This is a genomic window from Streptomyces sp. NPDC004629, from assembly GCF_042873595.1.
GTDB lineage: Bacteria > Actinomycetota > Actinomycetes > Streptomycetales > Streptomycetaceae > Streptomyces.
Window position 1 is genome coordinate 106,630 of record NZ_JBIALO010000022.1, and the last position, 22,288, is coordinate 128,917.

Annotated in this window: 24 protein-coding genes and 1 riboswitch; of the genes, 16 read left to right on the forward strand and 8 right to left on the reverse strand. The window is 69.1% G+C overall.

The features are described 5' to 3' along the window. The first annotated feature begins 143 nt into the window (after positions 1–143). Complete coding sequence (locus ACFYTE_RS29450) at positions 144–755, forward strand: hypothetical protein (RefSeq protein ID WP_388716763.1); 612 nt, start codon at positions 144–146, stop codon at positions 753–755. 27 nt (positions 756–782) lie between these two features. Here the strand turns inward: ACFYTE_RS29450 and ACFYTE_RS29455 are convergent, their stop codons facing one another. Beyond that, the gene (locus ACFYTE_RS29455) at positions 783–1,241 is read right to left on the reverse strand and encodes a type II toxin-antitoxin system PemK/MazF family toxin (RefSeq protein WP_388716766.1); all 459 of its coding nucleotides are present in this window, start codon (positions 1,239–1,241) and stop codon (positions 783–785) included. 261 nt (positions 1,242–1,502) lie between these two features. Here ACFYTE_RS29455 and ACFYTE_RS29460 point away from each other — a divergent pair, with 261 nt between their 5' ends. Beyond that, complete coding sequence (locus ACFYTE_RS29460; RefSeq protein ID WP_388716768.1) at positions 1,503–2,255, forward strand: MBL fold metallo-hydrolase; 753 nt, start codon at positions 1,503–1,505, stop codon at positions 2,253–2,255. 107 nt (positions 2,256–2,362) lie between these two features. Here the strand turns inward: ACFYTE_RS29460 and ACFYTE_RS29465 are convergent, their stop codons facing one another. Next, on the reverse strand, positions 2,363–3,613 hold the full coding sequence (locus ACFYTE_RS29465) for a PTS transporter subunit EIIC (protein WP_388716771.1): 1,251 nt from the start codon (positions 3,611–3,613) through the stop codon (positions 2,363–2,365). A 362-nt stretch (positions 3,614–3,975) separates the two neighbouring features. Here ACFYTE_RS29465 and ACFYTE_RS29470 point away from each other — a divergent pair, with 362 nt between their 5' ends. The 4 genes from ACFYTE_RS29470 (at position 3,976) to rdgB (ending at position 6,267) form a co-directional block, all read left to right on the forward strand. Further along, a complete protein-coding gene (locus tag ACFYTE_RS29470; protein ID WP_351736374.1) occupies positions 3,976–4,209 on the forward strand; it encodes a PTS glucose/sucrose transporter subunit IIB in 234 nt (77 codons plus the stop codon). 152 nt (positions 4,210–4,361) lie between these two features. Next, complete coding sequence (rph, locus tag ACFYTE_RS29475; protein WP_388716775.1) at positions 4,362–5,099, forward strand: ribonuclease PH; 738 nt, start codon at positions 4,362–4,364, stop codon at positions 5,097–5,099. A gap of 124 nt (positions 5,100–5,223) precedes the next feature. After that, positions 5,224–5,631, forward strand: a complete 408-nt coding sequence (locus ACFYTE_RS29480; RefSeq protein WP_388716778.1) for a hypothetical protein — start codon at positions 5,224–5,226, stop codon at positions 5,629–5,631. 33 nt (positions 5,632–5,664) lie between these two features. Next, a complete protein-coding gene (gene rdgB, locus ACFYTE_RS29485; RefSeq protein ID WP_388716780.1) occupies positions 5,665–6,267 on the forward strand; it encodes an RdgB/HAM1 family non-canonical purine NTP pyrophosphatase in 603 nt (200 codons plus the stop codon). 154 nt (positions 6,268–6,421) lie between these two features. On the opposite strand, the gene ACFYTE_RS29490 is transcribed toward rdgB, so the two are convergent. From ACFYTE_RS29490 to bcp, 3 genes are all read right to left on the reverse strand, one after another. Further along, entirely contained in the window at positions 6,422–7,072 is a 651-nt protein-coding gene (locus ACFYTE_RS29490) for an HNH endonuclease (protein WP_388716783.1), read from the reverse strand. Then, positions 7,065–7,718: an HNH endonuclease signature motif containing protein gene (locus tag ACFYTE_RS29495; protein WP_388716786.1), complete on the reverse strand. Its 654-nt coding sequence runs from the start codon at positions 7,716–7,718 to the stop codon at positions 7,065–7,067. Before ACFYTE_RS29495 ends, ACFYTE_RS29490 begins: the two co-directional genes overlap by 8 nt. Before the next feature lie 140 nt (positions 7,719–7,858). Next, entirely contained in the window at positions 7,859–8,326 is a 468-nt protein-coding gene (gene bcp, locus ACFYTE_RS29500) for a thioredoxin-dependent thiol peroxidase (protein ID WP_388716791.1), read from the reverse strand. A 93-nt stretch (positions 8,327–8,419) separates the two neighbouring features. On the opposite strand from bcp, the gene ACFYTE_RS29505 reads away from it, so the two are divergent. The 3 genes from ACFYTE_RS29505 (at position 8,420) to ACFYTE_RS29515 (ending at position 9,646) form a co-directional block, all read left to right on the forward strand. Then, positions 8,420–8,749 (forward strand): DUF3618 domain-containing protein, encoded by a 330-nt coding sequence (locus ACFYTE_RS29505; RefSeq protein WP_388716794.1) that lies wholly within the window; start codon positions 8,420–8,422, stop codon positions 8,747–8,749. Between the two features lie 44 nt (positions 8,750–8,793). Next, positions 8,794–9,156, forward strand: a complete 363-nt coding sequence (locus ACFYTE_RS29510) for a GroES family chaperonin (RefSeq protein WP_388716798.1) — start codon at positions 8,794–8,796, stop codon at positions 9,154–9,156. A gap of 68 nt (positions 9,157–9,224) precedes the next feature. Continuing rightward, positions 9,225–9,287: riboswitch (guanidine-III (ykkC-III) riboswitch) on the forward strand. Between the two features lie 38 nt (positions 9,288–9,325). Then, entirely contained in the window at positions 9,326–9,646 is a 321-nt protein-coding gene (locus tag ACFYTE_RS29515) for a DMT family transporter (protein ID WP_388716801.1), read from the forward strand. 63 nt (positions 9,647–9,709) lie between these two features. Here ACFYTE_RS29515 and ACFYTE_RS29520 read toward each other — a convergent pair whose 3' ends face one another. Next, positions 9,710–12,115, reverse strand: a complete 2,406-nt coding sequence (locus ACFYTE_RS29520) for a transglycosylase domain-containing protein (RefSeq protein WP_388716804.1) — start codon at positions 12,113–12,115, stop codon at positions 9,710–9,712. A 203-nt stretch (positions 12,116–12,318) separates the two neighbouring features. Here ACFYTE_RS29520 and ACFYTE_RS29525 point away from each other — a divergent pair, with 203 nt between their 5' ends. The 4 genes from ACFYTE_RS29525 (at position 12,319) to ACFYTE_RS29540 (ending at position 15,768) form a co-directional block, all read left to right on the forward strand. Then, positions 12,319–13,119 (forward strand): ABC transporter permease, encoded by an 801-nt coding sequence (locus ACFYTE_RS29525; RefSeq protein ID WP_388716807.1) that lies wholly within the window; start codon positions 12,319–12,321, stop codon positions 13,117–13,119. Then, the gene (locus ACFYTE_RS29530; protein WP_388716810.1) at positions 13,112–13,933 is read left to right on the forward strand and encodes an ABC transporter permease; all 822 of its coding nucleotides are present in this window, start codon (positions 13,112–13,114) and stop codon (positions 13,931–13,933) included. The genes ACFYTE_RS29525 and ACFYTE_RS29530 overlap by 8 nt, the downstream gene beginning before the upstream one ends. A 3-nt stretch (positions 13,934–13,936) precedes the next feature. Continuing rightward, entirely contained in the window at positions 13,937–14,932 is a 996-nt protein-coding gene (locus ACFYTE_RS29535) for an ATP-binding cassette domain-containing protein (protein ID WP_388716813.1), read from the forward strand. An 80-nt stretch (positions 14,933–15,012) separates the two neighbouring features. Then, positions 15,013–15,768 carry a DUF1707 domain-containing protein gene (locus tag ACFYTE_RS29540; protein ID WP_388716816.1) on the forward strand — a complete coding sequence of 252 codons (756 nt, stop codon included), beginning with the start codon at positions 15,013–15,015 and terminating at the stop codon, positions 15,766–15,768. 439 nt (positions 15,769–16,207) lie between these two features. Here ACFYTE_RS29540 and ACFYTE_RS29545 read toward each other — a convergent pair whose 3' ends face one another. Continuing rightward, a complete protein-coding gene (locus tag ACFYTE_RS29545) occupies positions 16,208–16,894 on the reverse strand; it encodes a hypothetical protein (protein ID WP_388716819.1) in 687 nt (228 codons plus the stop codon). 962 nt (positions 16,895–17,856) lie between these two features. Here ACFYTE_RS29545 and ACFYTE_RS29550 point away from each other — a divergent pair. From ACFYTE_RS29550 to ACFYTE_RS29560, 3 genes are all read left to right on the forward strand, one after another. Continuing rightward, on the forward strand, positions 17,857–18,984 hold the full coding sequence (locus tag ACFYTE_RS29550) for a transcriptional regulator (protein ID WP_388716821.1): 1,128 nt from the start codon (positions 17,857–17,859) through the stop codon (positions 18,982–18,984). Positions 18,985–18,999: 15 nt separating this feature from the next. Further along, the gene (locus ACFYTE_RS29555; RefSeq protein ID WP_388716824.1) at positions 19,000–19,719 is read left to right on the forward strand and encodes a 5-formyltetrahydrofolate cyclo-ligase; all 720 of its coding nucleotides are present in this window, start codon (positions 19,000–19,002) and stop codon (positions 19,717–19,719) included. A gap of 439 nt (positions 19,720–20,158) precedes the next feature. Next, positions 20,159–20,632, forward strand: coding sequence for a hypothetical protein (locus ACFYTE_RS29560; protein WP_388716827.1), 474 nt, complete (start codon positions 20,159–20,161; stop codon positions 20,630–20,632). Between the two features lie 154 nt (positions 20,633–20,786). Here the strand turns inward: ACFYTE_RS29560 and ACFYTE_RS29565 are convergent, their stop codons facing one another. Further along, positions 20,787–22,241 carry an MFS transporter gene (locus ACFYTE_RS29565; protein ID WP_388716830.1) on the reverse strand — a complete coding sequence of 485 codons (1,455 nt, stop codon included), beginning with the start codon at positions 22,239–22,241 and terminating at the stop codon, positions 20,787–20,789. Positions 22,242–22,288: the final 47 nt, after the last annotated feature.

A 22,288-nucleotide genomic window follows, 5' to 3' on the forward strand; every position in this document is an offset into this window, starting at 1 on the left:
GGGGGGGGGGGGCGGGGGGGGGGGGGGGGGGGGGGGGGGGGGCCGGGGCGGGCCGCGGGGGGGGGCCCGCCCCCCCCCCCCCACGGCCGGGTGGAACGTCCCATCCGTACCAGGGCCGACACCCGGCGGAAGGCGGTCACCCCATGCGCCGTACGACGATCCACCGCACGACGGTCGCCGCCGCGACGGCCGCGATTCTGCTCGCGGGCTGCGGCGGCGGTACGGGCAAGGACGGCGGCACGGCGCCCACCTCCCCGGCCCCCTCCTCGGCGGCTTCCTCGTCCTCCCCGGCCCCGGCCTCCTCTCCTGCCCCGTCGTCAACTCCGGCCACGCATACCGCTCCGGCCCCCTCCTCAACTCCCGCCACGCACACCGCTCCCGCCCCGCCGTCCGGACCGGACACGGCGCGCCCGCCGAGCCCGGCGCCGACGCCCGGCCGCTGTACGAGCACGGCCGAGCTGACCGCCGCCGACAACGGCCGCAGCCTGTGCCTGGCGCGCGGCGGGGTGGTGCGGATCACGCTCGACGGCACGGCGGACCGCCCCTGGAAGCCGCTCACCGCGAGCGGCGACGCGCTGAAACCCGTCAACCCGGGCTTCGTCATCCTGCCGGGCGACGCGGTCGCCGCCTACGAGGCCGTCACCCCCGGCACCGCGTGGCTCACCTCGACCCGCCCGCTGTGCCCCGAGGCCGGCCCCGGCAAGGTCTCCTGCCTGGGCATCCAGAACTGGTCCGTCGCGGTGCGGGTCAGCTGAGCCGCACCCGCGCGGGCCGGCCCACGCTCAGGTGGCCAGATGCCGCACCTGGTCCCACAGGACCGGATCGACCACGCCCACCCGGCGCCGGAAGTCCCACACCGGCACCTGACGCAGCTCGTCCGTCTCCAGGAAGCTCGGGCGGCCGTGCGCGTCGCCCACGGAACCCGGCGGCAGCGGGATCACCCCGGCACGCTCGTCGTGGTACTTGCTGGTGATTTTCGCCACCGTGGCCCGCCTGCCGTGCACGGCCAGCACCAGACACGGCCGGTCTTTCGTGCCCGGTCCACTTCCCTGGGGCACGTTCGCCCACCAGATGTCGCCCGGCCGCGGCCGCTCGGCGCGCGCCCGGGGGCCCTCCTCGCGGCCCGGCGGACGCCTCCCGCGCCGCGCCGGGCGACGGCTGCGTCCCCAGCCGTCGACGAGCGTGGCGACCAGCGCGAGCAGTACCACCGCCGCGAGCGCCAGCCACCAGGACGTGTCCATATCGTTGACGGTACCGGCGCGTGCAACCCCGCGCGCGCCCTCTGTTCAGACATCCGCACCCGGTCCAGCCGAATCGGTGACACCACAGGTGAGTTCGCCCACAACGGCCCCTGGCAGAGGAGCGACCCGTGCTTTCGCGCCTTACGCTCGACGGACCGCACGACCCCTGTGTGCCCCCTTCCTGAACCCCTTTCACCGCTTCTGGAGAGTTCCATCCGGTTCGCTCCAGCCGGATTCACCGCCAACGGAGGTTTCTGCTTCATGAAGCTCACCGTCGTCGGCTGCTCGGGGTCGTTTCCGTCCGCGGATTCGGCCTGTTCGAGCTACCTCGTCGAGGCCGACGGCTTCCGGCTGCTGCTCGACATGGGCAACGGCGCCCTTGGCGAGCTGCAGCGCCACTGCGGTCTCTACGACCTCGACGCGATCTTCCTCAGTCATCTGCACGCCGACCACTGCATCGACATGTGCGCCTACTTCGTGGCGCGCTACTACCGGCACGACGGCGGACGCGCCGCCCCGATCCCGGTCTACGGACCCGAAGGCACGGAACAGCGTCTCACCACCGCCTACGCCGACACCCCCACCGCCTCGTCCATGAGCGAGGTCTTCGACTTCCACACGGTCAAGCCGTCCACGTTCGAGATCGGCCCGTTCACGGTGCACACCGAACGGGTGCGGCACCCCGTGGAGGCGTACGGCATCCGCATCGAGCACGGCGGGACGTCGCTGACGTACTCCGGTGACACGGGTGTCACCGCGGCGCTCGACGAGCTGGCCCGGGACACCGACCTCTTCCTGTGCGAGGCCGCGTTCACCTACGGCAAGGAGAACATCCCCGACCTGCACCTCAACGGCCGCGAGGCGGGCGAGACCGCGGCCCGCGCGGGTGCCCGGCGCCTGGTCCTCACCCACATCCCCCCGTGGACCGACCCCGAGGCCAACCTGGCGGACGCCCGCGCCGTCTTCGACGGCCCGGTGGAACTGGCGGTGCCGAGAGCCACGTACGAGATCTAGTCCGTACGAGGGTCGGGCCCGTACGCACGAGAAGGCCGGACGGCCCCGGAACCGAGCGGTTCCGGGGCCGTCGTCATGCCGTGCGGCGGTGCGTGCTGTGCGGCGGCTCACGCCTTGGTGAGGTCCTCGACCTCCTCCTCCGGCTCCCGGCCCGGAGTCTTCAGATCGAACCTGAGGATGGCGAAGCGGAAGGTCACGTAGTAGACGGCCGCGAAGACCAGTCCGATCGGGATGATCAGCCATGGCTTGGTCGCCAGGTGCCAGTTCAGCGCGTAGTCGATGAGACCGGCCGAGAAGTTGAAGCCGGCGTGCACGCCCAGCGCCCAGGTCACCGCCATCGACACCGCGGTGAGCACCGCGTGCAGCACGTACAGGACCGGCGCGACGAACATGAACGAGAATTCGATCGGCTCGGTCACCCCCGTCACGAACGAGGTCAGCGCCAGGGAGACCATCATGCCCAGCACGGCCTTGCGGCGCTCCGGCCGGGCGCAGTGCGCGATGGCCAGCGCGGCGGCCGGCAGACCGAACATCATGATCGGGAAGAAGCCGGACTGGAACAGACCGGCGGACGGGTCTCCGGCCAGGAACCGGGTGATGTCGCCGTGCACGACCTCACCGGCCGCGTTCTCGAAGTCACCGAGCTGGAACCAGGCCACCGTGTTGACGAACTGGTGCATGCCGATCGGGATCAGCGCCCGGTTCACGGCGCCGAACAGGGCCGCGCCGCCCGAGCCGAGGCCGGTCATCCACTCGCCGAAGTGCGAGATGCCGTTGCCGATCGGCTCCCAGACCAGACCGAAGAAGACACCCATGACGAGGCCGACGAAGGCCATGATGATCGGCACGAGCCGGCGGCCGTTGAAGAAGCCCAGCCAGTCGACCAGCCTGGTGCGATGGAAACGCTGCCACAGCACGGCGGCCAGCAGACCGATGACGATGCCGCCGAGCACCCCGGGGTCGTTGTAGACGGCGGCTGTGTCCTTGCCCTTCTGGACCACCTCCCCGGAGACCGGGAAGGCCTGAAGGACCTTGCTGTAGACGAGGAAGCCGACCACCGCGGCGAGCGCCGTCGAGCCGTCCGCCTTCTTGGCGAACCCGATGGCCACACCGATGCAGAACAGGATCGGCAGGGAGCCGGTCAGCGCGCTGCCCGCGTTGTCGAACACGGCGGCGACCTTGTCCCAGCCGAGCCCTTCCGTGCCGAAGATGTCGGGCTGGCCGAGCCGCACCATGATGCCCGCGGCCGGCAGCACGGCGATCGGTAGCTGCAGGCTGCGACCGACCTTCTGCAGGCCCTGGAACAGGCCGGTTCCTCGCTTCCTGGCGGGAGCCGCCGACGCGGTGGCGGTGCTCATGCTTCCTCCATCAGGTGGTGGTCTACACCACTCAGTGGTGTAGACCTGTTGTAGCACGGTGAAGGGCAGGCAAGGAACCCGCGAATTGCACAAGCGTACTGCCGCCTCCGGCCGCACCCCCCGTGAAGTCCCCGACCTTGCCATGCGCCTCCCGCGCCAGGGGCCGCGGACCGAAGCAGATGATCGCGAAAGGGAACATTGTGATACCGGGCTTGGCGACCCTGTGACACCTGGTGTAGACCAGTTGCGGACGGCTCCGCTGTCGCGACGGCCATCATGCGGTACCCGCGACCTGACCGCTCGCGAAGCTGCGCCGACTGTGGGTTACTGCGACAAAGCGGTTCAGATCAGGGAGAAACAACATGGCCAGCAAGGCTGAGAAGATCGTCGCCGGCCTCGGCGGAGTCGACAACATCGAAGAGATCGAGGGCTGCATCACCCGGCTGCGCACCGAGGTCGTGGACCCCTCCAAGGTCGACGACGCCGCCCTGAAAGCCGCCGGCGCCCACGGCGTCGTCAAGATGGGCACCGCCATCCAGGTCGTCATCGGCACCGACGCCGACCCGATCGCCGCGGAGATCGAAGACATGATGTGAGCCCCCGCGGCCCATCCGGCAGGGGCCCCGCCCACCCGCGGCCGGGCCCCTCCCGCACACCGGACCACCCCCCAACACCCCCCGCACCCACAGCCCTCGGGGCCGCCCACGCACGGCCGGAGCCCACCCACCGGGGGACTAGGCTCAACGCCATGTCTCGAATCGACGGCCGCACCCCCGAACAGCTCCGCCCCGTCACCATCGAACGCGGCTGGAGCAAGCACGCCGAGGGCTCCGTCCTCGTCTCCTTCGGCGACACCAAGGTCTTCTGCACCGCATCCGTCACCGAAGGCGTCCCGCGCTGGCGCAAAGGCAGCGGCGAGGGCTGGGTCACCGCCGAATACGCCATGCTGCCCCGCGCCACCAACACCCGCGGCGACCGCGAATCCGTCAAGGGCAAGATCGGCGGCCGAACCCACGAGATCTCCCGGCTCATCGGCCGCTCCCTGCGCGCCGTCATCGACTACAAGGCCCTCGGCGAGAACACCATCGTCCTCGACTGCGACGTCCTCCAAGCCGACGGCGGCACCCGCACCGCCGCCATCACCGGCGCCTACGTCGCCCTCGCCGACGCCGTCACCTGGGCCCAGGACCGCAAACTCGTCCGCCCCGGACGCCGACCGCTGACCGGCACCGTCAGCGCCGTCTCGGTCGGCATCGTCGGCTCGGTCCCGCTCCTCGACCTCTGCTACGAAGAAGACGTACGCGCCGAGACCGACATGAACGTCGTCTGCACCGGCGACGGCCGCTTCGTCGAAGTCCAGGGCACCGCCGAAGCCGAACCCTTCGCCCGCGACGAACTCAACGCCCTGCTCGACCTCGCCGTCACCGGCTGCACCGAACTCGCCGCCCTCCAGCACACCGCACTGCGCGCCACCCTCGAAAAGTAAAGGGAACACCAAAACAGAGTGATCCGCGGGGCAACCCCGCCGACCTCCCCGGCGTCCCTATGAGTACGGGCGCACGGCACCCACCGTGCGCCCGGCCAGCCGGAACCGGGGGAGGGACCCAACCATGGCCGCGAGCCGACGCCACCGTCGTGCCCGTATCACCGCCGTCGCCGCCGTGACGGCCGCCGTCGCACTCACCACCGGCCTCGCCACCGGCTGCGACGCCGTGGACAAGGCCCTGGACTGCGTCCGCACCGCAGACGCCATCGCCGACAGCGTGACCGAACTCCAACAGGCGGCCGAGAACGCGGCCACCGACCCCACCCGCGCCGACGAAGCCCTCGACGCCATCGAGAAGAACCTCACCAAAATCGGCGACAAGACCGACGACGTCGACGTCAACAAGGCCGTCGACGACCTCGGCGAAGCCGTCGCGGGCGTCCGCACAGCGATCAAGAACGGCGACAGCGCCCCCGACATCGGCCCCGTCACCGACGCGGCCGGCGAACTGACCAAGGTCTGCACCCCGTAAACCGGCCCACCGGACAGGGGGATACTGGCCGGCATGACCCGCCTCATCCTCGCCACCCGCAACGCCGGAAAGATCACCGAACTCCGCTCGATCCTCGCCGACGCCGGACTCACCCACGAACTCATCGGCGCGGACGCCTACCCGGATGTCCCCGACGTCAAGGAGACGGGCGTGACGTTCGCCGAGAACGCGCTGCTGAAGGCCCACGCCCTGGCCCGCGCGACCGGACTGCCCGCCGTCGCCGACGACTCGGGCCTGTGCGTCGACGTCATGAACGGCGCCCCCGGCATCTTCTCGGCCCGCTGGGCCGGACGGCACGGCGACGACCAGGCCAACCTCGACCTGCTGCTCGCCCAACTCGCCGATATCGCCGATGAACACCGCGGCGCGCACTTCGCCTGCGCGGCGGCCCTCGCCCTGCCGGACGGGCGCGAGGCGGTGGTCGAGGGCCAGTTGCGGGGCACCCTCCGGCACCGCCCCGCGGGCACGAGCGGCTTCGGCTACGACCCGATCCTCCAGCCGGACGGCGACACCCGAACCTGCGCCGAACTGACCCCACCCGAAAAAAACGCCATCAGCCACCGCGGAAAGGCCTTCCGCGCCCTGGTACCAGCGGTACGAGACCTACTGGGCTGATGTCACAAAGAAAGCCCCACACCTACGAATCGAAGGTGTGGGGCCACTCTTACCTGTGCGCCCGGTCGGATTCGAACCGACAAACACGATCCCCTAAAAATCGCCGCTCGGCCGTTGGCGTACGGGCGCGCCAATCGCAGGTTACTCTACTGCGCTAGGCCTTCCGCCGTCCTCCCCCTCTGCACCAGGTGCTGGTGATCGCATGACAGTTGGGGCACAGCAACCGCAGATTCTCCCGCCGGTCGTCGCGCCAGTCCCCGTTGATGTGATCGACCTCAAGCGTCATGGGACGCCCGAGCCACTGCGGCCCCACTCCGCACCCGGCGCACTTTTCCGGGACGCCGACCGAACGGAGCGCATGGCGCAGCCGCGAGGTCCGTGTCCGGCGCTCGCCCTCGTGCCGTACCAGAACCTCCGAGGGGTGCCGGCTGTTCGGGGCTCGTTTTCCCCGCTGGTGTGCCTGTCCCAGGAAGTGGCCGGTCGACAGACGATCCTCCATGATCCACTTCCTGAGAGCGGCACGTTGCGCGCTGTTGTCCGGGCGGCCCAGGCGGCGCAGCACCTCCGCCAGTGACGCCGACTCGGCCACCGCGCCACGCAGTTCGCCGGATGTGGGGCGGCGGAGCCTGCCGACGGGACGGAAATGCGAGACATCGATGCCGAAGTGGGCGAACCGCTTCATGATGTATCGCCGGAGGCTCCCGTAGGGACTGGTGCCGAGGTAGGCGATGACCTCGTCCACATCGGAGCAGTGCCGGGCCGCCTCCATCAGCCGTTCCCGGGTGTACCGCGCGACATCACTCATGAGGTGGCATCCCGGATCGCCTCCTGCCACGGCCTCGGTAATTATCCGTGGTCGAATGGCAGTTGGGGCAGAGCAGCCGCAGGTTCTCGATCTCGTTGTTGCGCCAGTCGCCGTCGATGTGGTCGACCTCAAGGGGCAGTGGTTCCCCCAGCCACATCGGTGCCATGCCGCACATGGCACACCGCTCGTCGATGCCGTGCGCCAGTATGGCCCGCTTGAGACGGCTGCTCTGCATCCGCCGGGCGTTGGCCGCCGACTGCTTCACCAGCAGCCCCTCCGGTGCGCGCTGCCGACGCCCGCCCCCCTGCGTCGGCACCCGGAAGTGAGAGGTGTCGATGCCGTACGCCTTGATGCGGCGGCTGATGTGCGTGTGGTGCCCGCCGACCACATCGAGTCCGAGACGGCGCAGTACCTCGCCCATGGTGGACGAGGCCGACACCGCCGCCTGGAGGATTTCGCGGGTCCACTTGGAGCCCTCCCGCTCGAAGTGGGAGGTGTCGATCCTCAGCTTCCGCATGCGGTCCCTGATGTAGTTCCGGGTGGAGCTGCGTGGATCCACCCCCAGTCGCCCCAATGCCTCCGTCAGCGTCCGCGCCCCCTGGGCTGCCGCCTCCAGTCGGTCCCTGCTGTATGCGCTGGCTCCCATCCCGGCCCCCTCCGTGTTCGGTCGTTTGTTCGTGGGCTCGTGTGGAGTAACGAACCGGTTATCGGACGGTCACGGTCGGAGAGCGGAGCGGCCCGCTCCGGTGGTGCCGGGGCGGGCCGTTGTGTGGTGTGGCGGTGGGGTCAGAGGGCCAGGTCTTTGATGATCTTGGCTACGTGGCCGGTGGCCTTGACGTTGTACAGGGCCCGTTCCACCTTGCCCTCCTCGTCGACGATCACCGTGGAGCGGATGACGCCGACCATCGTCTTGCCGTACAGCTTCTTCTCGCCGAAGGCGCCGTACTCCTTGAGTACCTGCTTGTCCGGATCGGCGAGGAGGGTCACCTTCAGGGACTCCTTCTCGCGGAACTTCGCCAGCTTCTCCGGCTTGTCGGGGGAGATGCCGATCACGTCGTAGCCCGCGCCGGCCAGGAGGTCCAGGTTGTCGGTGAAGTCGCACGCCTGCTTGGTGCAGCCGGGGGTGAGGGCCGCCGGGTAGAAGTACAGGATGACCTTGCGGCCCTTGTGGTCCGACAGGGACACCTCGTTGCCGTCGGCGTCGGGGAGGGTGAAGGCGGGGGCCACGTCCCCGGGCTGGAGTCGCTCGCTCATCGGTCTAGCGTAACGGGGGGTCCTGGCAGTGCGGCGGCGCGGGAAGCTGACAGACTGTCCGCAACAGCACCAGCAGACTTCGGAGGCCGTACGGTGGCGGATACGTCGGACACCAGAACCCCGGCGCAGATCGAGGCGGACATCAGGCGCCGCCGTGAAGTGCTGGCCGAGACGCTCGACGAGATCGGGGTGCGGGTGCATCCGAAGACGGTCGTCGGGGATGCCAAGGCCAAGGTCGTCGCCAACGTCGACCGCACTCTCGGACGGGCATATGTGCAGGTCAATCGGGTGATCAGCGACGTCAGGGCGCAGTTCGTCGACGAGCAGGGCGCACCGCGTGCGGAGCGCATCGTGCCGGTGGCCCTGGTCGCCGTCGGGGTGGTGGGGCTGCTGGCCCTCGGTTCCCGGCGCCGCAAGGGCTGACCCGGTCGCTTACGGGCAGGTAAAAGGCAGGTAGGTTCGAAGGCGTGAGCGCCAACAGAAACGAGCACGGCAGCACCCCGCATGACGACAAGCTGCCCATTCGGATGCTGCACGACCGGGTCCTCGTGCGGCAGGACACCACCGAGGGCGAGCGGCGTTCGGGCGGCGGCATTCTGATTCCCGCCACCGCGGCCGTGGGCCGTCGGCTGGCCTGGGCCGAGGTCGTGGCGGTCGGGCAGAACGTCCGGACCGTGGAGCCGGGTGACCGCGTCCTGTACGACCCGGAGGACCGGGCCGAGGTCGAGGTGCGGGGTGTCGCGTACGTGCTGATGCGCGAGCGTGATCTGCACGCCGTGGCCGCCGACCGGTTCGAGGGGTCGGAGGATTCCACCGGCCTGTACCTGTAGATCACACCTGTTCTTCGATGGCCGGTGGGGCCGGTGACCTTTGTCACCGGCCCCTTTCGTGGTTTCGTTGCTAGCTTTGAGGCAGCCCGACGAGACGCGCCGTACCGGGACGCAGGCAAAGACGACGCACCCCCGTTCTGTCCGTGCGTTTGTCCCGGAGGTGCCTGTCATGGCCTGGGTTCTGCTTGTCGTCGCCGGTCTGCTTGAGGTGGGCTGGTCGATCGGCATGAAGTACACCGACGGTTTCACCCGTCTGGTGCCCAGTGTGTTCACCGGTGCCGGCATCGTCGCCAGCATGGTGCTGCTCTCGTACGCCGCGAGGTCCCTGCCCATCGGTACCGCCTATGGGGTGTGGGTGGGCATCGGTGCGGCCGGGGCGGCGGTGCTCGGCATGGTGGTGCTGGGGGAGCCGGTGACCGCCGCCCGGATCTTCTTCGTCTGTCTGCTGCTGGTCGCCGTGGTGGGACTGAAGGCGACCTCCGGTCACTGACCGCCCGCGGCCTGCCCAGGAGGCGACCTCCGGTCACTTACCGCGGCCCCCCGGGTCCGGTCGCTACCCGGTGAGGCCGGTCAGTGGCCCCGCGGTGCCCGTCGTGGCGCCGCCGCCCGGGGTGCTGGGGGTGCCGCCGCCCGTGCCGGTGCCGCCGTCGGCGGTGTTCCCGGCTGTGCCGCCGGAGTCGCTGCCGTCGGTGGTGCCGGTGCCGGTCCCGGCGTTCGCGGAGCCGTCGGTCGTGCCGCCGTCGGTGTCGCCGCCGGTGCCGCCGGTGCTGCCGTCCCCGGTGCCGGTGCCGCCGTTGTCCTGTCCGGAGGTCTGCCCCTGGGTCTGGCCCTGGTCGTTCTGGCCGTCGGTGCCGGGGGTGCCGCCCGTGTCCTGGCCGCCGGTGCCGGGCTGGGAGGCGGGCGGGGAACTGGGCGGCAGGGTCTGGTCGGCGCCCGGCTCCAGCTCCAGGTCGAAGGAGGTGACCGGCTGGCCCTTCAGGGCGTCCTTGGTGTACTGGCCCCAGATCTCGGCGGGTGCGCCGCCGCCGTTGATGCGGGGCAGGCCCATCACGTTGTAGAGCGATTCGTGGGCGGCCGTGACCGGGTCCTGGCCCATGACGGCCACGACCGTGGAGAGGTCGGGGGTGTAGCCCGCGAACCAGGCGGCCTGGTCCTTCTCGGCGGTGCCGGTCTTGCCCGCGGCGGGGCGTCCGGCGGCCTGGGCGGCGGTGGCGGTGCCGTTCTCGACGACGCTGCGCAGGACGGAGGTGGTGGTGTCGGCGGCCTGCCGACTGACGGCCCGCTCGGTCTTGCGTTCGGGCAGTTCGATGTCCTCGGTGCCGTCCTTGGTGATCTTGTCGACGAGGGTGTACGCGGTGTGCTTGCCGTGGTTGGCGAGGGTCGCGTACGCCTGGGTCATGTCGAGGACGCTGGCGGTGGCGGTGCCGAGCGCGATGGACGGGCCGGGGCTGAGGTCCTTGGTGTCCGCGGGGATGCCGAGGTCGATCGCGGTCTGCTTGACCTTCTCCGGGCCGACGTCGACGGCCATCTGCGCGTACACCGCGTTGACGGACTTGTCGGTGGCGGAGCGCACGGTGATGTTGCCGTAGGAGACCTGGTCCTCGTTCTCCGGACCGTAGGTCTCGCCGCTCCAGCCCTGTACGGGCCGCTTGTTGGTGCCGTCGTAGTAGGTGTTCGGCGTGATCGTCTGGCCGTCCTGGGTGGTCGAGTCGTTCTCCACCGCCGAGGTGAACACGAACGGCTTGAAGGTGGAGCCGACCTGGAAGTCGGCCCGGGTGGCGCCGTTGGTGTACTGCTTGACGTAGTCGATGCCGCCGTACATCGCGACGACCCTGCCGGTCTTCGGGTCGATGGAGGCGCCGCCCGCGCGGACGTAGGTGTCGACCTTGCGGTTCTTCTTGTCCAGTTTGGACATCAGCCGGTCGTCGACGGCCTTGACGAGGGCGTCCTGCCGGCCCTTCTCCAGGGTGGTGGTGATGCGGTAGCCGCCCGCCTCCAACGCGTCCGCGTCCACGATCTTGTTGGCGGTGAGGTAGTTCTTGACGGCCTCCACGAGGTAGCCGCGCTGCCCGGACAGTCCGGTGGAGACGGTCTGTTCCTTCGGCATCGGGAACTTCAGGCCGGCCCGTTCCGACCGGTTGAGCCAGCCCTTCTTGACCATGCCGTCCAGGACGTAGTTCCAGCGGGCCACGGCCGCCGGCTTGTTCTGGGGGCGGGCGATGACGTCGTACTCGCTGGGGGCGTTGACGAGCGCGGCGAGATAGGCGGCGCGGGCCGGGTCGAGGTCGGTTGCGTCCACGCCGTAGTACGCCTGCGCGGCGGACTGGATGCCGTAGGCGTTGCGGCCGAAGTAGCTGGTGTTGAGGTAGCCCTCCAGGATCCGGTCCTTGGACTCGGTGCGGTCCAGCTTGATCGCGATGAAGAACTCCTTCACCTTGCGGGTGACGGTCTGCTCCTGCGCGAGGTAGTAGTTCTTCACGTACTGCTGGGTGATCGTCGAACCGGACTGCTTGCCCTTGCCGGTCGCGGTGTTCCAGCCGGCGCGGAGCATGGCCTTGGGGTCGACGGCGGACTCGGAGTAGAAGTCGCGGTCCTCGGCGGCCAGTACGGCGTGCTGGGCGTCCTTGGAGATCTGGGCGAGGGTGACGCTCTCCCGGTTGATCTCGCCGTCGCGGGCGAGTTGGGTGCCGTCGGCGTAGAGGAAGACGTTGCTCTGCTTGGTGGCGAGGGCGTTCGCCGGGGGGATCTTCACCAGGGAGTAGCCGAGGAAGAACAGCCCGATGAGCAGCAGTGCGCCGATGACGAACGTGCCGAGCACCATGCGCCAGGTCGGCAGGAGCCGGCGCCAGCCCGTGCGCTTGGGGCGCTTGGGCTTCTTGCCCGGCTCGCCGGGTCCCCCCTGTGCTGTGGTCGGTGCCCAGCCATCGGTCGGCTGCTGCGGCTGCGGCTCGTCGCTCATTTCGTGCACGGACTCCTGTTTCGCGTCGTACGTTCCCGTACGCCCTCGTACGCCTTCTGCGCCCCCTGTTGAAGACTCTCGCACCAAGCGTTCCGTTCCCGGATTCCGGCACGCGTCCACGGGGAAAAATGCGTGGCTCGTGGCCTCGCCCGCCCGCTAGGCTCCTGCGCTTCGGTGTCGGGCGGTCCGGGAGGTCGGTGGGAGTGGGCGCGGGACGGTTGTATGCGGCCGTCGCGGCAGGGGGATTCCGACGATACGCGACATACCGGGTGGCCACCGCGGCCGGGGTGTTCACGAACACGGCCTTCGGGCTGATCCTCGTGTACACCTACCTGGCGCTGTGGGAGGAGAGACCGCACCTCGGCGGGTACGACCAGTCACAGGCGGTCACCTATGTGTGGCTCGGACAGTGCCTGTACGCGACGCTCGCCATCCAGGGCGGCGGGGTCGAGAAGGACCTCATGGACCGTATCCGCACCGGTGAGATCGCCATCGACCTGTACCGGCCGGCCGACCTCCAACTGTGGTGGCTGGCGGGCGACTTGGGCCGGGCGCTGTTCCAGCTGCTGGGGCGGGGCGTGATCCCGTTCGCCTTCGGCGCGCTGTTCTTCCCGATGGCACTGCCGAAGGACATCACCACCTGGGCGGCGTTCCTGGTCGCGCTGCTGCTGGCGACGGTCGTCAGCTTCGGCATCCGCTATCTGGCGGCCCTGAGCGTGTTCTGGCTCCTGGACGGCATGGGCGTCTCGCAGGCCCTGATGGTCACGGGGATCTTCTGTTCGGGCATGACACTGCCGCTGAACGCCTTCCCGGGCGCGCTCGGCGACATCGTCCAGGCGCTGCCGTGGGCGGCGCAGCTCCAGATGCCGGCCGATGTGCTGATGGGGGAGGCCGACCCGCTGGGTGCGTACGCCTTCCAGGCGGCGTGGGCGGTGGCGCTGCTGGTGGCGGGGCGACTGGTGCAGTCGGCGGCGACGCGGCGGGTGGTGGTGCAGGGTGGCTGAGACCTCCAGGGTGGGGGAGGGCCTGCGGGCCTATCGGCTGATCGCCGCGATGTGGATCCGGTCCACCATGACCTACCGCACGTCCTTCGCCATCACGGCGCTCGGCAACCTGCTGGTGACCGGGCTGGACTTCGTCACGATCCTGCTGATGTTCTCGCAGGTCGGCTCGCTCGGCGGCTGGACACTGCCCGAGGTCGCCTTCCTGTACGGCCTGTCGGTGACGGCGTTCGGGATCGCCGACCTGCTGCTCGGCTCGACGGACGCCCTGGGCTCCCGGATCCGCGACGGCTCCTTCGACACGCTCCTCGTACGGCCCGCGCCGGTGCTCGCCCAGGTCGGCGCGGACCGCTTCGCGCTGCGCCGCCTGGGCCGGATCACGCAGGGCGTGCTGGTGCTGGGGTACGCGCTCGGCCGGGCCGATGTCGACTGGACCGTGCCGAAGGTGCTGCTGGTGCCGGTGATGCTGGTCAGCGGCTCGGCGATCTTCTGCGCGGTGTTCGTGGCGGGCGCGGCCTTCCAGTTCCTGGCGCAGGACGCCGCCGAGGTGCAGAACGCGTTCACGTACGGCGGTACGACGCTGTTGCAGTATCCGCCGGCCGTGTTCGGCAAGGACCTGGTGCGCGGGGTGACGTTCGTGCTGCCGCTCGCCTTCGTCAACTGGCTGCCCGCGAGCTATGTGCTCGACCGGCCGTATCCGCTCGACCTGCCGCCGTGGACCGCGTTCGCGCCGCCGCTGGTGGCGGTGGCGTGCTGCGTACTGGCGGGCCTTGCGTGGCGGGCGGGGCTTCGTTCCTACCGCAGTACAGGGAGTTAGCACGTGAGGGACGGCGACTTCGTCGAACCGGGCCGGTTCATCGAACTGGACGGCGTGGAGAAGGTCTTCGACGTACGCAGGAAGACCGGTTTCCTGCGGCGCGAACGGCGACAGGTGCGGGCGGTCGACTCGATCTCCTTCACGGTGGCGCGCGGCGAGATGGTCGGCTACATCGGCCCGAACGGCGCCGGCAAGTCGACCACGATCAAGATGCTCACCGGCATCCTCACGCCGAGCGGCGGCCGGTTGCGGGTGGCCGGCATCGACCCCTCCCGCGAGCGCCGGCGGCTCGCGCAGCGCATCGGGGTGGTGTTCGGGCAGCGTACGACGCTGTGGTGGGATCTGCCGCTGATCGACTCCTACCGGCTGGTGCACCGCATGTACCGCATCCCCGACCGGCAGTACCGCGAGAACCTCGACCGCTGCGTCGAACTCCTCGAACTGGCCGACCTGTTGGACGTGCCGGTGCGCCAGCTCTCGCTCGGCCAGCGGATGCGCGGGGACATCGCGGCGGCGCTGCTGCACGACCCCGAGGTGCTGTACCTCGACGAGCCGACGATCGGCCTCGACGTCGTATCCAAGGCCAGGGTGCGGGAGTTCCTGCGCACGCTGAACACCGACCGGGCCACCACCGTCCTGCTGACCACGCACGACCTTCAGGACATCGAGCAGTTGTGCTCCCGGGTGATGGTCATCGACCACGGGCGGCTGGTGTACGACGGCCCGCTCGCCGGGCTGCACGAGGCCGGGGAGAGCGAGCGGACCCTGGTGGTGGACCTGGAACGGGAGGTCCCGCCGATCGAGGTGCCCGGGGCCCGGGTGACCAAGGTGGAGGGGCCCCGGCAGTGGCTCGCCTTCCCGGCGTCCGCGTCGGCGGCGCCGCTGGTGGCACGGATCGCCGCGAGCTACCCGCTGGCGGACCTGTCCGTGCGGGAACCGGACATCGAGGCGGTGATCGCCAGAATGTACGCCGGCGAGACCGAGGGCGCGGTCTCCTAGCCGTCCGGTGGCCCCGGCGCCTCGTAGCACGGGGACGGCCTCGTAGCACGGGGACGGGGGGAACTCGTAGGCTGCTGGGTATGACCGACGATGCCCCGGAACTGCGCGCCGCCGACGCCGATCGCGAGCGGGTCGCCGAGATCCTGCGGGACGCCCTCGCGGAAGGGCGGCTCGACATGGAGGAGTTCGGCGAACGGCTCGACGCCACCTACAAGGCGCGCACCTACGGGGAGTTGGCCCCGATCACCAGGGACCTGCCCGCGGCCGGCGCGGTGGCCCCGCCGCCCGCGGTGTCGCTGAACAAGCAGCCTGCGGCGGACGGGAGTTGGGCGGGCCGGATCGTCGGCGGTGAGGGCTCCTCGTCCTGGGCGGTCGCCGTGATGTCCGGGTTCCAGCGCAAGGGGCGCTGGACCGTGCCGCGCCGCTTCAACAGCTTCGCCTTCTGGGGCGGCGGCGAGATCGATCTGCGGGAGGCCGACTTCGCGGACCGCGAAGTCGTGATCAACTGCGTTGCGATCATGGGCGGTATGCAGGTCGTTGTGCCGCCCGGGGTGGAGGTCGTGGTGCGCGGCATCGGCATCATGGGCGGCTTCGACCACCGGCAGGAGGGCGTGCCCGGCGACCCCGGCGCGCCACGCGTGATCGTCACCGGCTTCGCCTTCTGGGGCGGCGTCGGCGTGGAACGCAAGATCGCCCGCGCGGAGCGGCAGCGGCTGAAGGAGGAACGACGGCAGGAGCGGCTGGACCGGAGGTCCGAACGCCGCGAACTCTCCGAGGGCCGGCGCGGGGACCGCATCCGCGACGAGCACGAACGACGCCGCCACTGGGAGCACTGACCGACACCCACCAGGAGGACCGTTCGCCCCGGCCCTCGGGTCTTGGAGTGCTGTCCGGTCCTCGGGTCATGGCGGCCTGTCCGGCCCCCGGGTCCTGGGGCGCTGTCGCCCCAGGGGCACGGGGGCTGCCCGGGCTTCTCCGGGTCATGGGGTGCTGCCGCTCGGGGCACAGGGGGCTGCCGCCCCCGGAGGCCGGGCCCGCTGCCGGGAGTTGGTCCGCCCGATGGCCACGGCCTGGGGCATCCGGGCCATCGGGCGGGGTCTATGAGGCCGGTGCGGTCTCCCTTGGGGGTTGGCCCGCGCCGGGTCTTGCCGGAGTCGTCCCGTGCCGGAGCCTTGGTCGGGTGCCGCTTCGGGGTTGTGGTCGCCCAGGCAACGAAACCGGGCGTTCGGGAGTTGCGGTGCGTTAGTTGGCCGCCCCGGGGGGCCTATGCGGCCGTCAGGCGACCGCCGTCAGCTCCGCGACCCGGGCGAGTTCTTCTTCCAGGCGGTCGCGTCCGAGGGCGGCGAACTCCCGGTCCAGGTCCGCCGGTGTCACGTCATGGAGTTCCACCATCGTGCGGGCGGCCCGGACCCAGGGAGCCCACTGCGACCCGTACTTCACCTGCTCCATCTGGCACCCCGGGACGGTCTGGAGCGTCACGGGATGATGAAGGGGACCGACGACTCCCCACGCGGGCACGCGTCTCGCCCATGCCGCCACGAACCGCCCACCCCGCAGGGCACGGCAGAGCTGGATGGAGATTCCGGCGCAGGGTACGCACACCGGCGGGCTCGTCGTGAGTTCCCCCTCCCGGATCGCGCCGACGCTGTCCCGCAGGAGAAACAGATGCGGACCGCCCGGGTCCGGCGGCATCCGACCGCAGACCTGGCACATCATGTTCAGCATCGCCCGGCGCTGCCGGTACGGATGGACGTTCCGCAGTTGTGGGCTGCCCCGGCGCTGCTTCGGCCGCAGGGCGTACCGGACCCAGAGCACACCGAAACTGTCCCGGTCGTACGGGGTTTCATCCGCGTACGCGATCCCGGGGGCGGCGCGGCTGCGGGTGATCGGGCACTTCAGGAGTCTTTCCTCGCTCCATCCGGCGATGTAGGGGACAACACCTGGCGGTGCCGGAGGCAACACGATCGAGAACCTTCCTATGTCGAGGGTGTCGGCCCGGCACACCGCAGGGCATCTCGGGGTCGGTGTGCCGGGCGGGCCCGTCGGCCCCCGCGGGGGAGAGTCGGGTGCGGGAAGTCGACGGGCGCGTGGGGCTCCGGTCGCTCCCTGGGGCGTGAGCGACCGGAGCCGGTCATGGGGTCAGCGGCCGATCCCGGCCACGAGGGCGCCCAGGAGGACGGCCAGGACCAGCGCGTAGAGAAGCTGTCCGGTCGGGCTGTCCGGCCTCATGCGCATCGCTGCCGTTCCGCCCGATGGGCGCGCCGAGTTGATGGCGGACCATCTGTGAGGCATACGGGTCTTGCGTCGTGCCACGGAGATCACCGCTCCGTTTTCGGGGCGCAGTCCGTGTGCCAGTACGCCAGCAGCGGAGGAGCGTCACGGCGGGCCAGCATCCCCCGGCGGCACGCCTCAAGGCTCTTGATCGGGTTATTGCATGACGGGCACGTTTCACCGGGCGGGGCGTACGTCGTGTATTCCATCTGCCGCGCGTCGCTGCCTACCTCGGCGCGCTGGAGACTTCGCGGGAGTCTGGTTGTAGGTTTGGGCACTGTCGTCAACCCCTTGATGGTTGGTGGCCGAGCCCCCGGACGTTCGCCGCGTCGCGGGGGTCCTTGCTGTTCGGCACACAGGTTGTGCCGTCTGAAGAGCTTCAGCCGTGCAGGGGGCCTCGGGGAACCGCGAACGGGGAACCCCGCAAGGCATTTGGGGAACCCTGCTGGGGTTCACAGGGCTACTCTGAGGAGGAGATCACTTCTGTCTCTCCAGGGGCGCTCATGGATGACCGCACAACCCGACGCAGCCGGTATGCGCTGACGATCCCTGACACGCTGCTTCACAGTGAGAGGATGCGCCGAGCCTGCGCGGCCCGGGACTTCCAAGAGATCTTCCGTCTCGTTAACAGGCGTACGGATTCTAGTTATGCGGTGATCGCTTCAGCGGTCGGCAAGATGACCAGTGGCCGCGTGAGTGACATCATCCGTGGCGTCCGTAGCATTCGAGGGCAAGAAGTGATCGAACGGGTGTGTGATGGATTTGGCATCCCCGGGGAAATGCTGAGCGTTCCTAAACGGCCGTGGGAGCAATCGCTTCCGGTCACTGACCTTGCGTCGAACAGAAATGCAGAGCTGGATTACTCGGCCGAGACCATCGAAAACCCTGACCTGGTAACTGTTGCAGGTCTGCGGCAGCAGGTTCGGACTCTGGAATCTCGGTATGCGACTGAGCCGTCTACTGTGCTGGTTGCCGAAACCGGAAGGCTCCTGGGAAAGCTCACTCAGTGGTTGGGCCGCAGCGTTCCGTACCCTGTGAGCCGAGATGTGCAGGCTGCTGTAGCCGAAACCTCCACCTTCATGGGGCAATTGGTCTGGGACGCTTCGGGGAGGACTGACCACGTCACGGCTCGTACTTACTTTGGTCAGGCGGTCAACGCGGCGCGAGAATTGGGAGATCCCGTATCGGAAGGGCTGGCGCTGCTTCGTACGTCGTTCGTAGCCCTCTACGGCGAGAAGAATCCTTCCGCAGGACTTGAACTGACCCTGGAAACAGCGGAGAAGGTGCAAAAATCCAGCAACATTCTGGGCGGCCTTGCGTTCCTGCATTCCGCAGAAGCGTACGCCATGCTGCGGCGGCGAATTGAGTGCGAAAGATCACTCCGTGCGGCAGAGAGGCTCCTCGGGCGGGCCGAGCCGAATGATGCAGGATTGTCCATGGTGTCCCCGGGGCAATTCGGCCGCCTTGCCGGTTCGTGTTTTTTGTTCCTCGGTGATGCCCCCAAGGCCGAGGCTCTACTCCAAGAAAGCGTCACAGAGGTTCGGGAAAAATCAAAGTCTCAGGCGATCGTCCTCGGGAATCTGGCACTGGCGCGTATCCAGCAGAAGAAGGTTGACGAGGCTGTCGGAACCCTCCATAGGGCGATTGGAGTCGTGGAAGGAAACCGCGGTGGTGGCGGACTCAACCTGATCTTCAAGGCAGGCAGGGAACTGCAATCCTGGAACGACCTTTCAGGCGTGCGGGACCTTAATAGTCGACTTTTCGGATTGATCGCAGCTTGAGGGAGGGAATGGCGAGTGAATGCCGATGAAACCCGGAAGGAAAAGCAGAAGATTCGGGAAGGGGTATGGTCGCTGCTTGACGGTAAGAAAGCAGTATTGACCGAAGCAGCCGGATGCATCCCGTTCTTCTTTGGCGCAGATTCCGCTGCTCTCCGCCTCGCCGCCCATCCTGCATGGAAGGCGTCTCGTGTCATCAAGGCAGTTCCGGACAAAGCTCAGATGGCAGTGAGGGAGCAGGCTCTCAAAGAGGGGAAGCGGGTTTACATGGCTGCACCAAAACTTGCCGCCGCCAAGCCCTTCTATTTTCTGGATCCCGAAGCTCTGACCATTTCTGCCGGTGAAGCCGCCGACAGGCGAACAGCGACCCAATATGCAATCCCTGTAGACCTCGATGAAATGCCACCCGTTGATCTAGTGGTATGCGGCAGTGTGGCCGTCAACTCGCGCGGGGCTCGACTCGGCAAAGGTGCTGGATACGCGGATATTGAAGTGGCCCTTCTGCAAGAAGCCGGACTGATCGGGTCTGACGTGCTCATCGCAACTACGGTGCATGAGTTGCAAGTGATCGACAGAGAGATTCCGGAATCTGCCCATGACTTCCGGGTCGACCTAATTATCACGCCGGAGAGAATCATTGAATGCCCGCCCCATGAGCGGCCTCGGGGGATTATCTGGGACTCTCTGAACCCGGAGATGATCGCGGAGATTCCAGCTCTGGCAAACCGAAGGTCTTGAATGGTCAGCGCTGATTGTCTTCAACAGATCACCCGGCCGATTGGCCGCTCTCATGTCCCGGCCCGCCGACCAGGCCCGGTTGCCCCTTGGGGCGCGGGCGACCGGAGCCGGCCGGGGGACGAGCCCGTTGCACCGGCCGGGGATGTCCATCTCAAGATCGAGATGGCCGAACGAGGCTTTCAGCAAGCCGAGTTGGCCCAATCCGTCAATGCCGAGTCACTGGCCGCAGGCGAGCGGGACGGCGTAGGAGAGCGCACCGTACGGACGTGGCTGACCGGAAGAACCACCTGGCCTCACCGTGCGAAGCGCAACGCCTTGGAGGCAGTTGGAGCGGGCCCGTGCCGTACGCCGTGTCCTCACGACCGCCTCACCGTCAAAGGTGGTGCGGGACTTCGACGAGCGCCTTCACGGCGTTTACCCGTAGCAGAGGGGGTCTCCGATGCGCGTAGGGATCACCGGACACCGCGGGCTCAGCAAGGACGTGGAGCAACGGGTACGCGCCATGCTCGATGAGGTCGTAGGCGACTTGGACACCGCTGACCTGACGGCCGTGTCGTGCATCGCCGATGGTCCCGATTCGTGGTTTGCGGAAGCAGTGTTGAAGCAGGGCGGCCGGCTTGAAGTCGTCGTTCCCGCGGCGGAGTACCGCGAGAGCCTTCCGGAGTGGCACCACCCCGTCTATGACGAGCTGTACGGCGGCGCGGTCGACATCCACGAAACCGGCATGACCGAGTCAACCTCCGAGGCGCACCAGGCGGGAAGCGAGATCCTCGTGGGCCTGGTCGACGAGCTGATCGCCGTGTGGGACGGGAAACCGGCCTGGGCGTTCGGCGGGACAGCGGACGTGGTCGCTTACGCGGAGCGGACCGGTGTGCCCGTGCGCATCGTGTGGCCGGACGGCGCCAGCCGCTGACCGGGCGAGAGCCGCGCGAGCAGCGCGTCGAGGTCGGACGCGTCCATACGGGCCGGCATGGCAGAGCCCCCCGGCGCCATGGGGCGCTACCCGACCCCGTCACGGGGCTGCCCGCGTCCGGGGTCACGGGGTGCCGCCGGCGGAGCGTTTCAGCCTAGTCCGCCGCCGTGAGCGGCCGCGCGATGTCCTCCAGGGCCCGTCGCTGCGCCGGTACCGCAAGGACCGCCGCGACCAGCCCGGCCGCGCACATCAGGCCCGCTCCGACCTGGAAGGCGAGGACCGTGTCGGCGACCCTGCCGGTGCCGGTGAGTTCGGCGAACAGCAGGGGGCCGCTGATCCCGCCGGCGGCGGTGCCGAGGGCGTAGAAGAAGGCGATGGACATGGCCCGGGTCTCCATCGGGAAGATCTCAGAGACGGTCAGATAGGCGCTGGATGCGCCCGCCGAGGCGAAGAACAGCACCGCGCACCAGCACGCGGTCAGCGTGCCCGCGCCGAGAGAACCCCGGTCGAACAGCCAGGCCGTGCCGAACAGCAGCAGGCCGGAGAGCAGATACGTCGAGGAGATCATCACCCGGCGGCCCACGGTGTCGAAGAGCTTGCCGAGCAGCAGCGGGCCCAGGAAGTTGCCGGCCGCGATGACGACGAAGTAGTACCCGGTGTGGCCGGCGGGGACGGCGAAGAACGTGGTCAGGATCGCGCCGAAGCCGAAGGTGATCGCGTTGTAGAGGAACGCCTGCCCGATGAAGAGGGCGAAGCCGAGCACGGCGCGTCTGCGGTAGTCGCACAGGACCGTGCGGGCGATCTCCCTGAAGCCGATGCCGCGGCGCTGGCGGATGACCAGTTCGCCGTGCGGCGCGGGCAGCGGCTCGCCCCGCTCCGCGGTGACCCGTCGCTCGATCGCGGCGACGATCCGTTCCGCCTCCCGCTCCCGGCCGTGGATGAGCAGCCAGCGCGGGCTCTCCGGGACGTGCCGCCGCACCAGGAGGATGGCCAGGGCGAATACGGCGCCCAGCGCGAACGTCAGCCGCCAGCCGACGTCCGCGGGCAGCAGGTCTGTGTTCAGCGCGACGATCGACAGCAGCGAACCGCCGACCGCGCCCAGCCAGAAGCTGCCGTTGATGAGGAGGTCGACCCGGCCGCGGTAGTACGCCGGGATCAGCTCGTCGATCGCCGAATTGATGGCCGCGTACTCGCCGCCGATCCCGAAGCCGGTCAGGAAGCGGAACAGGAAGAACCACCAGGTGGAGAAGGAGGCCGCGGTCAGCGCGGTGGCGGCCAGATAGAGCCCCAGGGTGATCATGAAGAGCTTGCGGCGGCCGTAGCGGTCGGTCAGACGGCCCCAGAAGAGGGCGCCGGAGCAGGCTCCGGCGACATACAGCGCGGCGGCGACCCCGGTGACCTCGCCCGACGTGATCGGCAGCCCGCTGCCGGGCTCGGACAGCCGGCTCGCGATGTTGCCGACGACCGTGACCTCCAGGCCGTCCAGGATCCACACGGTGCCGAGGCCGAACACGATCCTCCAGTGCCAGCCGGACCAGGGCAGGCGGTCCAGCCGGGCGGGCACGGAGGTGGTGACGGTCCGGCCGGTGGCGGCCTCGGCAGCGGTCATGGCGCGGGCTCCCTCGTCGTCGGTCGCCGCGTCGCCGAAGAGCCCGG

What these genes read in the sequence shown, in the direction of transcription:
- rdgB (WP_388716780.1), top strand. Translation starts at nt 5,665, where the DNA reads ATGACCCGCCTCATCCTCGCCACCCGCAACGCCGGAAAGATCACCGAA.
- ACFYTE_RS29455 (WP_388716766.1), bottom strand. Translation starts at nt 1,241, where the DNA reads ATGGACACGTCCTGGTGGCTGGCGCTCGCGGCGGTGGTACTGCTCGCG.
- bcp (WP_388716791.1), bottom strand. Translation starts at nt 8,326, where the DNA reads ATGAGCGAGCGACTCCAGCCCGGGGACGTGGCCCCCGCCTTCACCCTC.
- ACFYTE_RS29515 (WP_388716801.1), top strand. Translation starts at nt 9,326, where the DNA reads ATGGCCTGGGTTCTGCTTGTCGTCGCCGGTCTGCTTGAGGTGGGCTGG.
- ACFYTE_RS29450 (WP_388716763.1), top strand. Translation starts at nt 144, where the DNA reads ATGCGCCGTACGACGATCCACCGCACGACGGTCGCCGCCGCGACGGCC.
- rph (WP_388716775.1), top strand. Translation starts at nt 4,362, where the DNA reads ATGTCTCGAATCGACGGCCGCACCCCCGAACAGCTCCGCCCCGTCACC.
- ACFYTE_RS29480 (WP_388716778.1), top strand. Translation starts at nt 5,224, where the DNA reads ATGGCCGCGAGCCGACGCCACCGTCGTGCCCGTATCACCGCCGTCGCC.
- ACFYTE_RS29470 (WP_351736374.1), top strand. Translation starts at nt 3,976, where the DNA reads ATGGCCAGCAAGGCTGAGAAGATCGTCGCCGGCCTCGGCGGAGTCGAC.
- ACFYTE_RS29520 (WP_388716804.1), bottom strand. Translation starts at nt 12,115, where the DNA reads ATGAGCGACGAGCCGCAGCCGCAGCAGCCGACCGATGGCTGGGCACCG.
- ACFYTE_RS29565 (WP_388716830.1), bottom strand. Translation starts at nt 22,241, where the DNA reads ATGACCGCTGCCGAGGCCGCCACCGGCCGGACCGTCACCACCTCCGTG.
- ACFYTE_RS29490 (WP_388716783.1), bottom strand. Translation starts at nt 7,072, where the DNA reads ATGAGTGATGTCGCGCGGTACACCCGGGAACGGCTGATGGAGGCGGCC.
- ACFYTE_RS29560 (WP_388716827.1), top strand. Translation starts at nt 20,159, where the DNA reads ATGCGCGTAGGGATCACCGGACACCGCGGGCTCAGCAAGGACGTGGAG.
- ACFYTE_RS29495 (WP_388716786.1), bottom strand. Translation starts at nt 7,718, where the DNA reads ATGGGAGCCAGCGCATACAGCAGGGACCGACTGGAGGCGGCAGCCCAG.
- ACFYTE_RS29465 (WP_388716771.1), bottom strand. Translation starts at nt 3,613, where the DNA reads ATGAGCACCGCCACCGCGTCGGCGGCTCCCGCCAGGAAGCGAGGAACC.
- ACFYTE_RS29540 (WP_388716816.1), top strand. Translation starts at nt 15,013, where the DNA reads ATGACCGACGATGCCCCGGAACTGCGCGCCGCCGACGCCGATCGCGAG.
- ACFYTE_RS29460 (WP_388716768.1), top strand. Translation starts at nt 1,503, where the DNA reads ATGAAGCTCACCGTCGTCGGCTGCTCGGGGTCGTTTCCGTCCGCGGAT.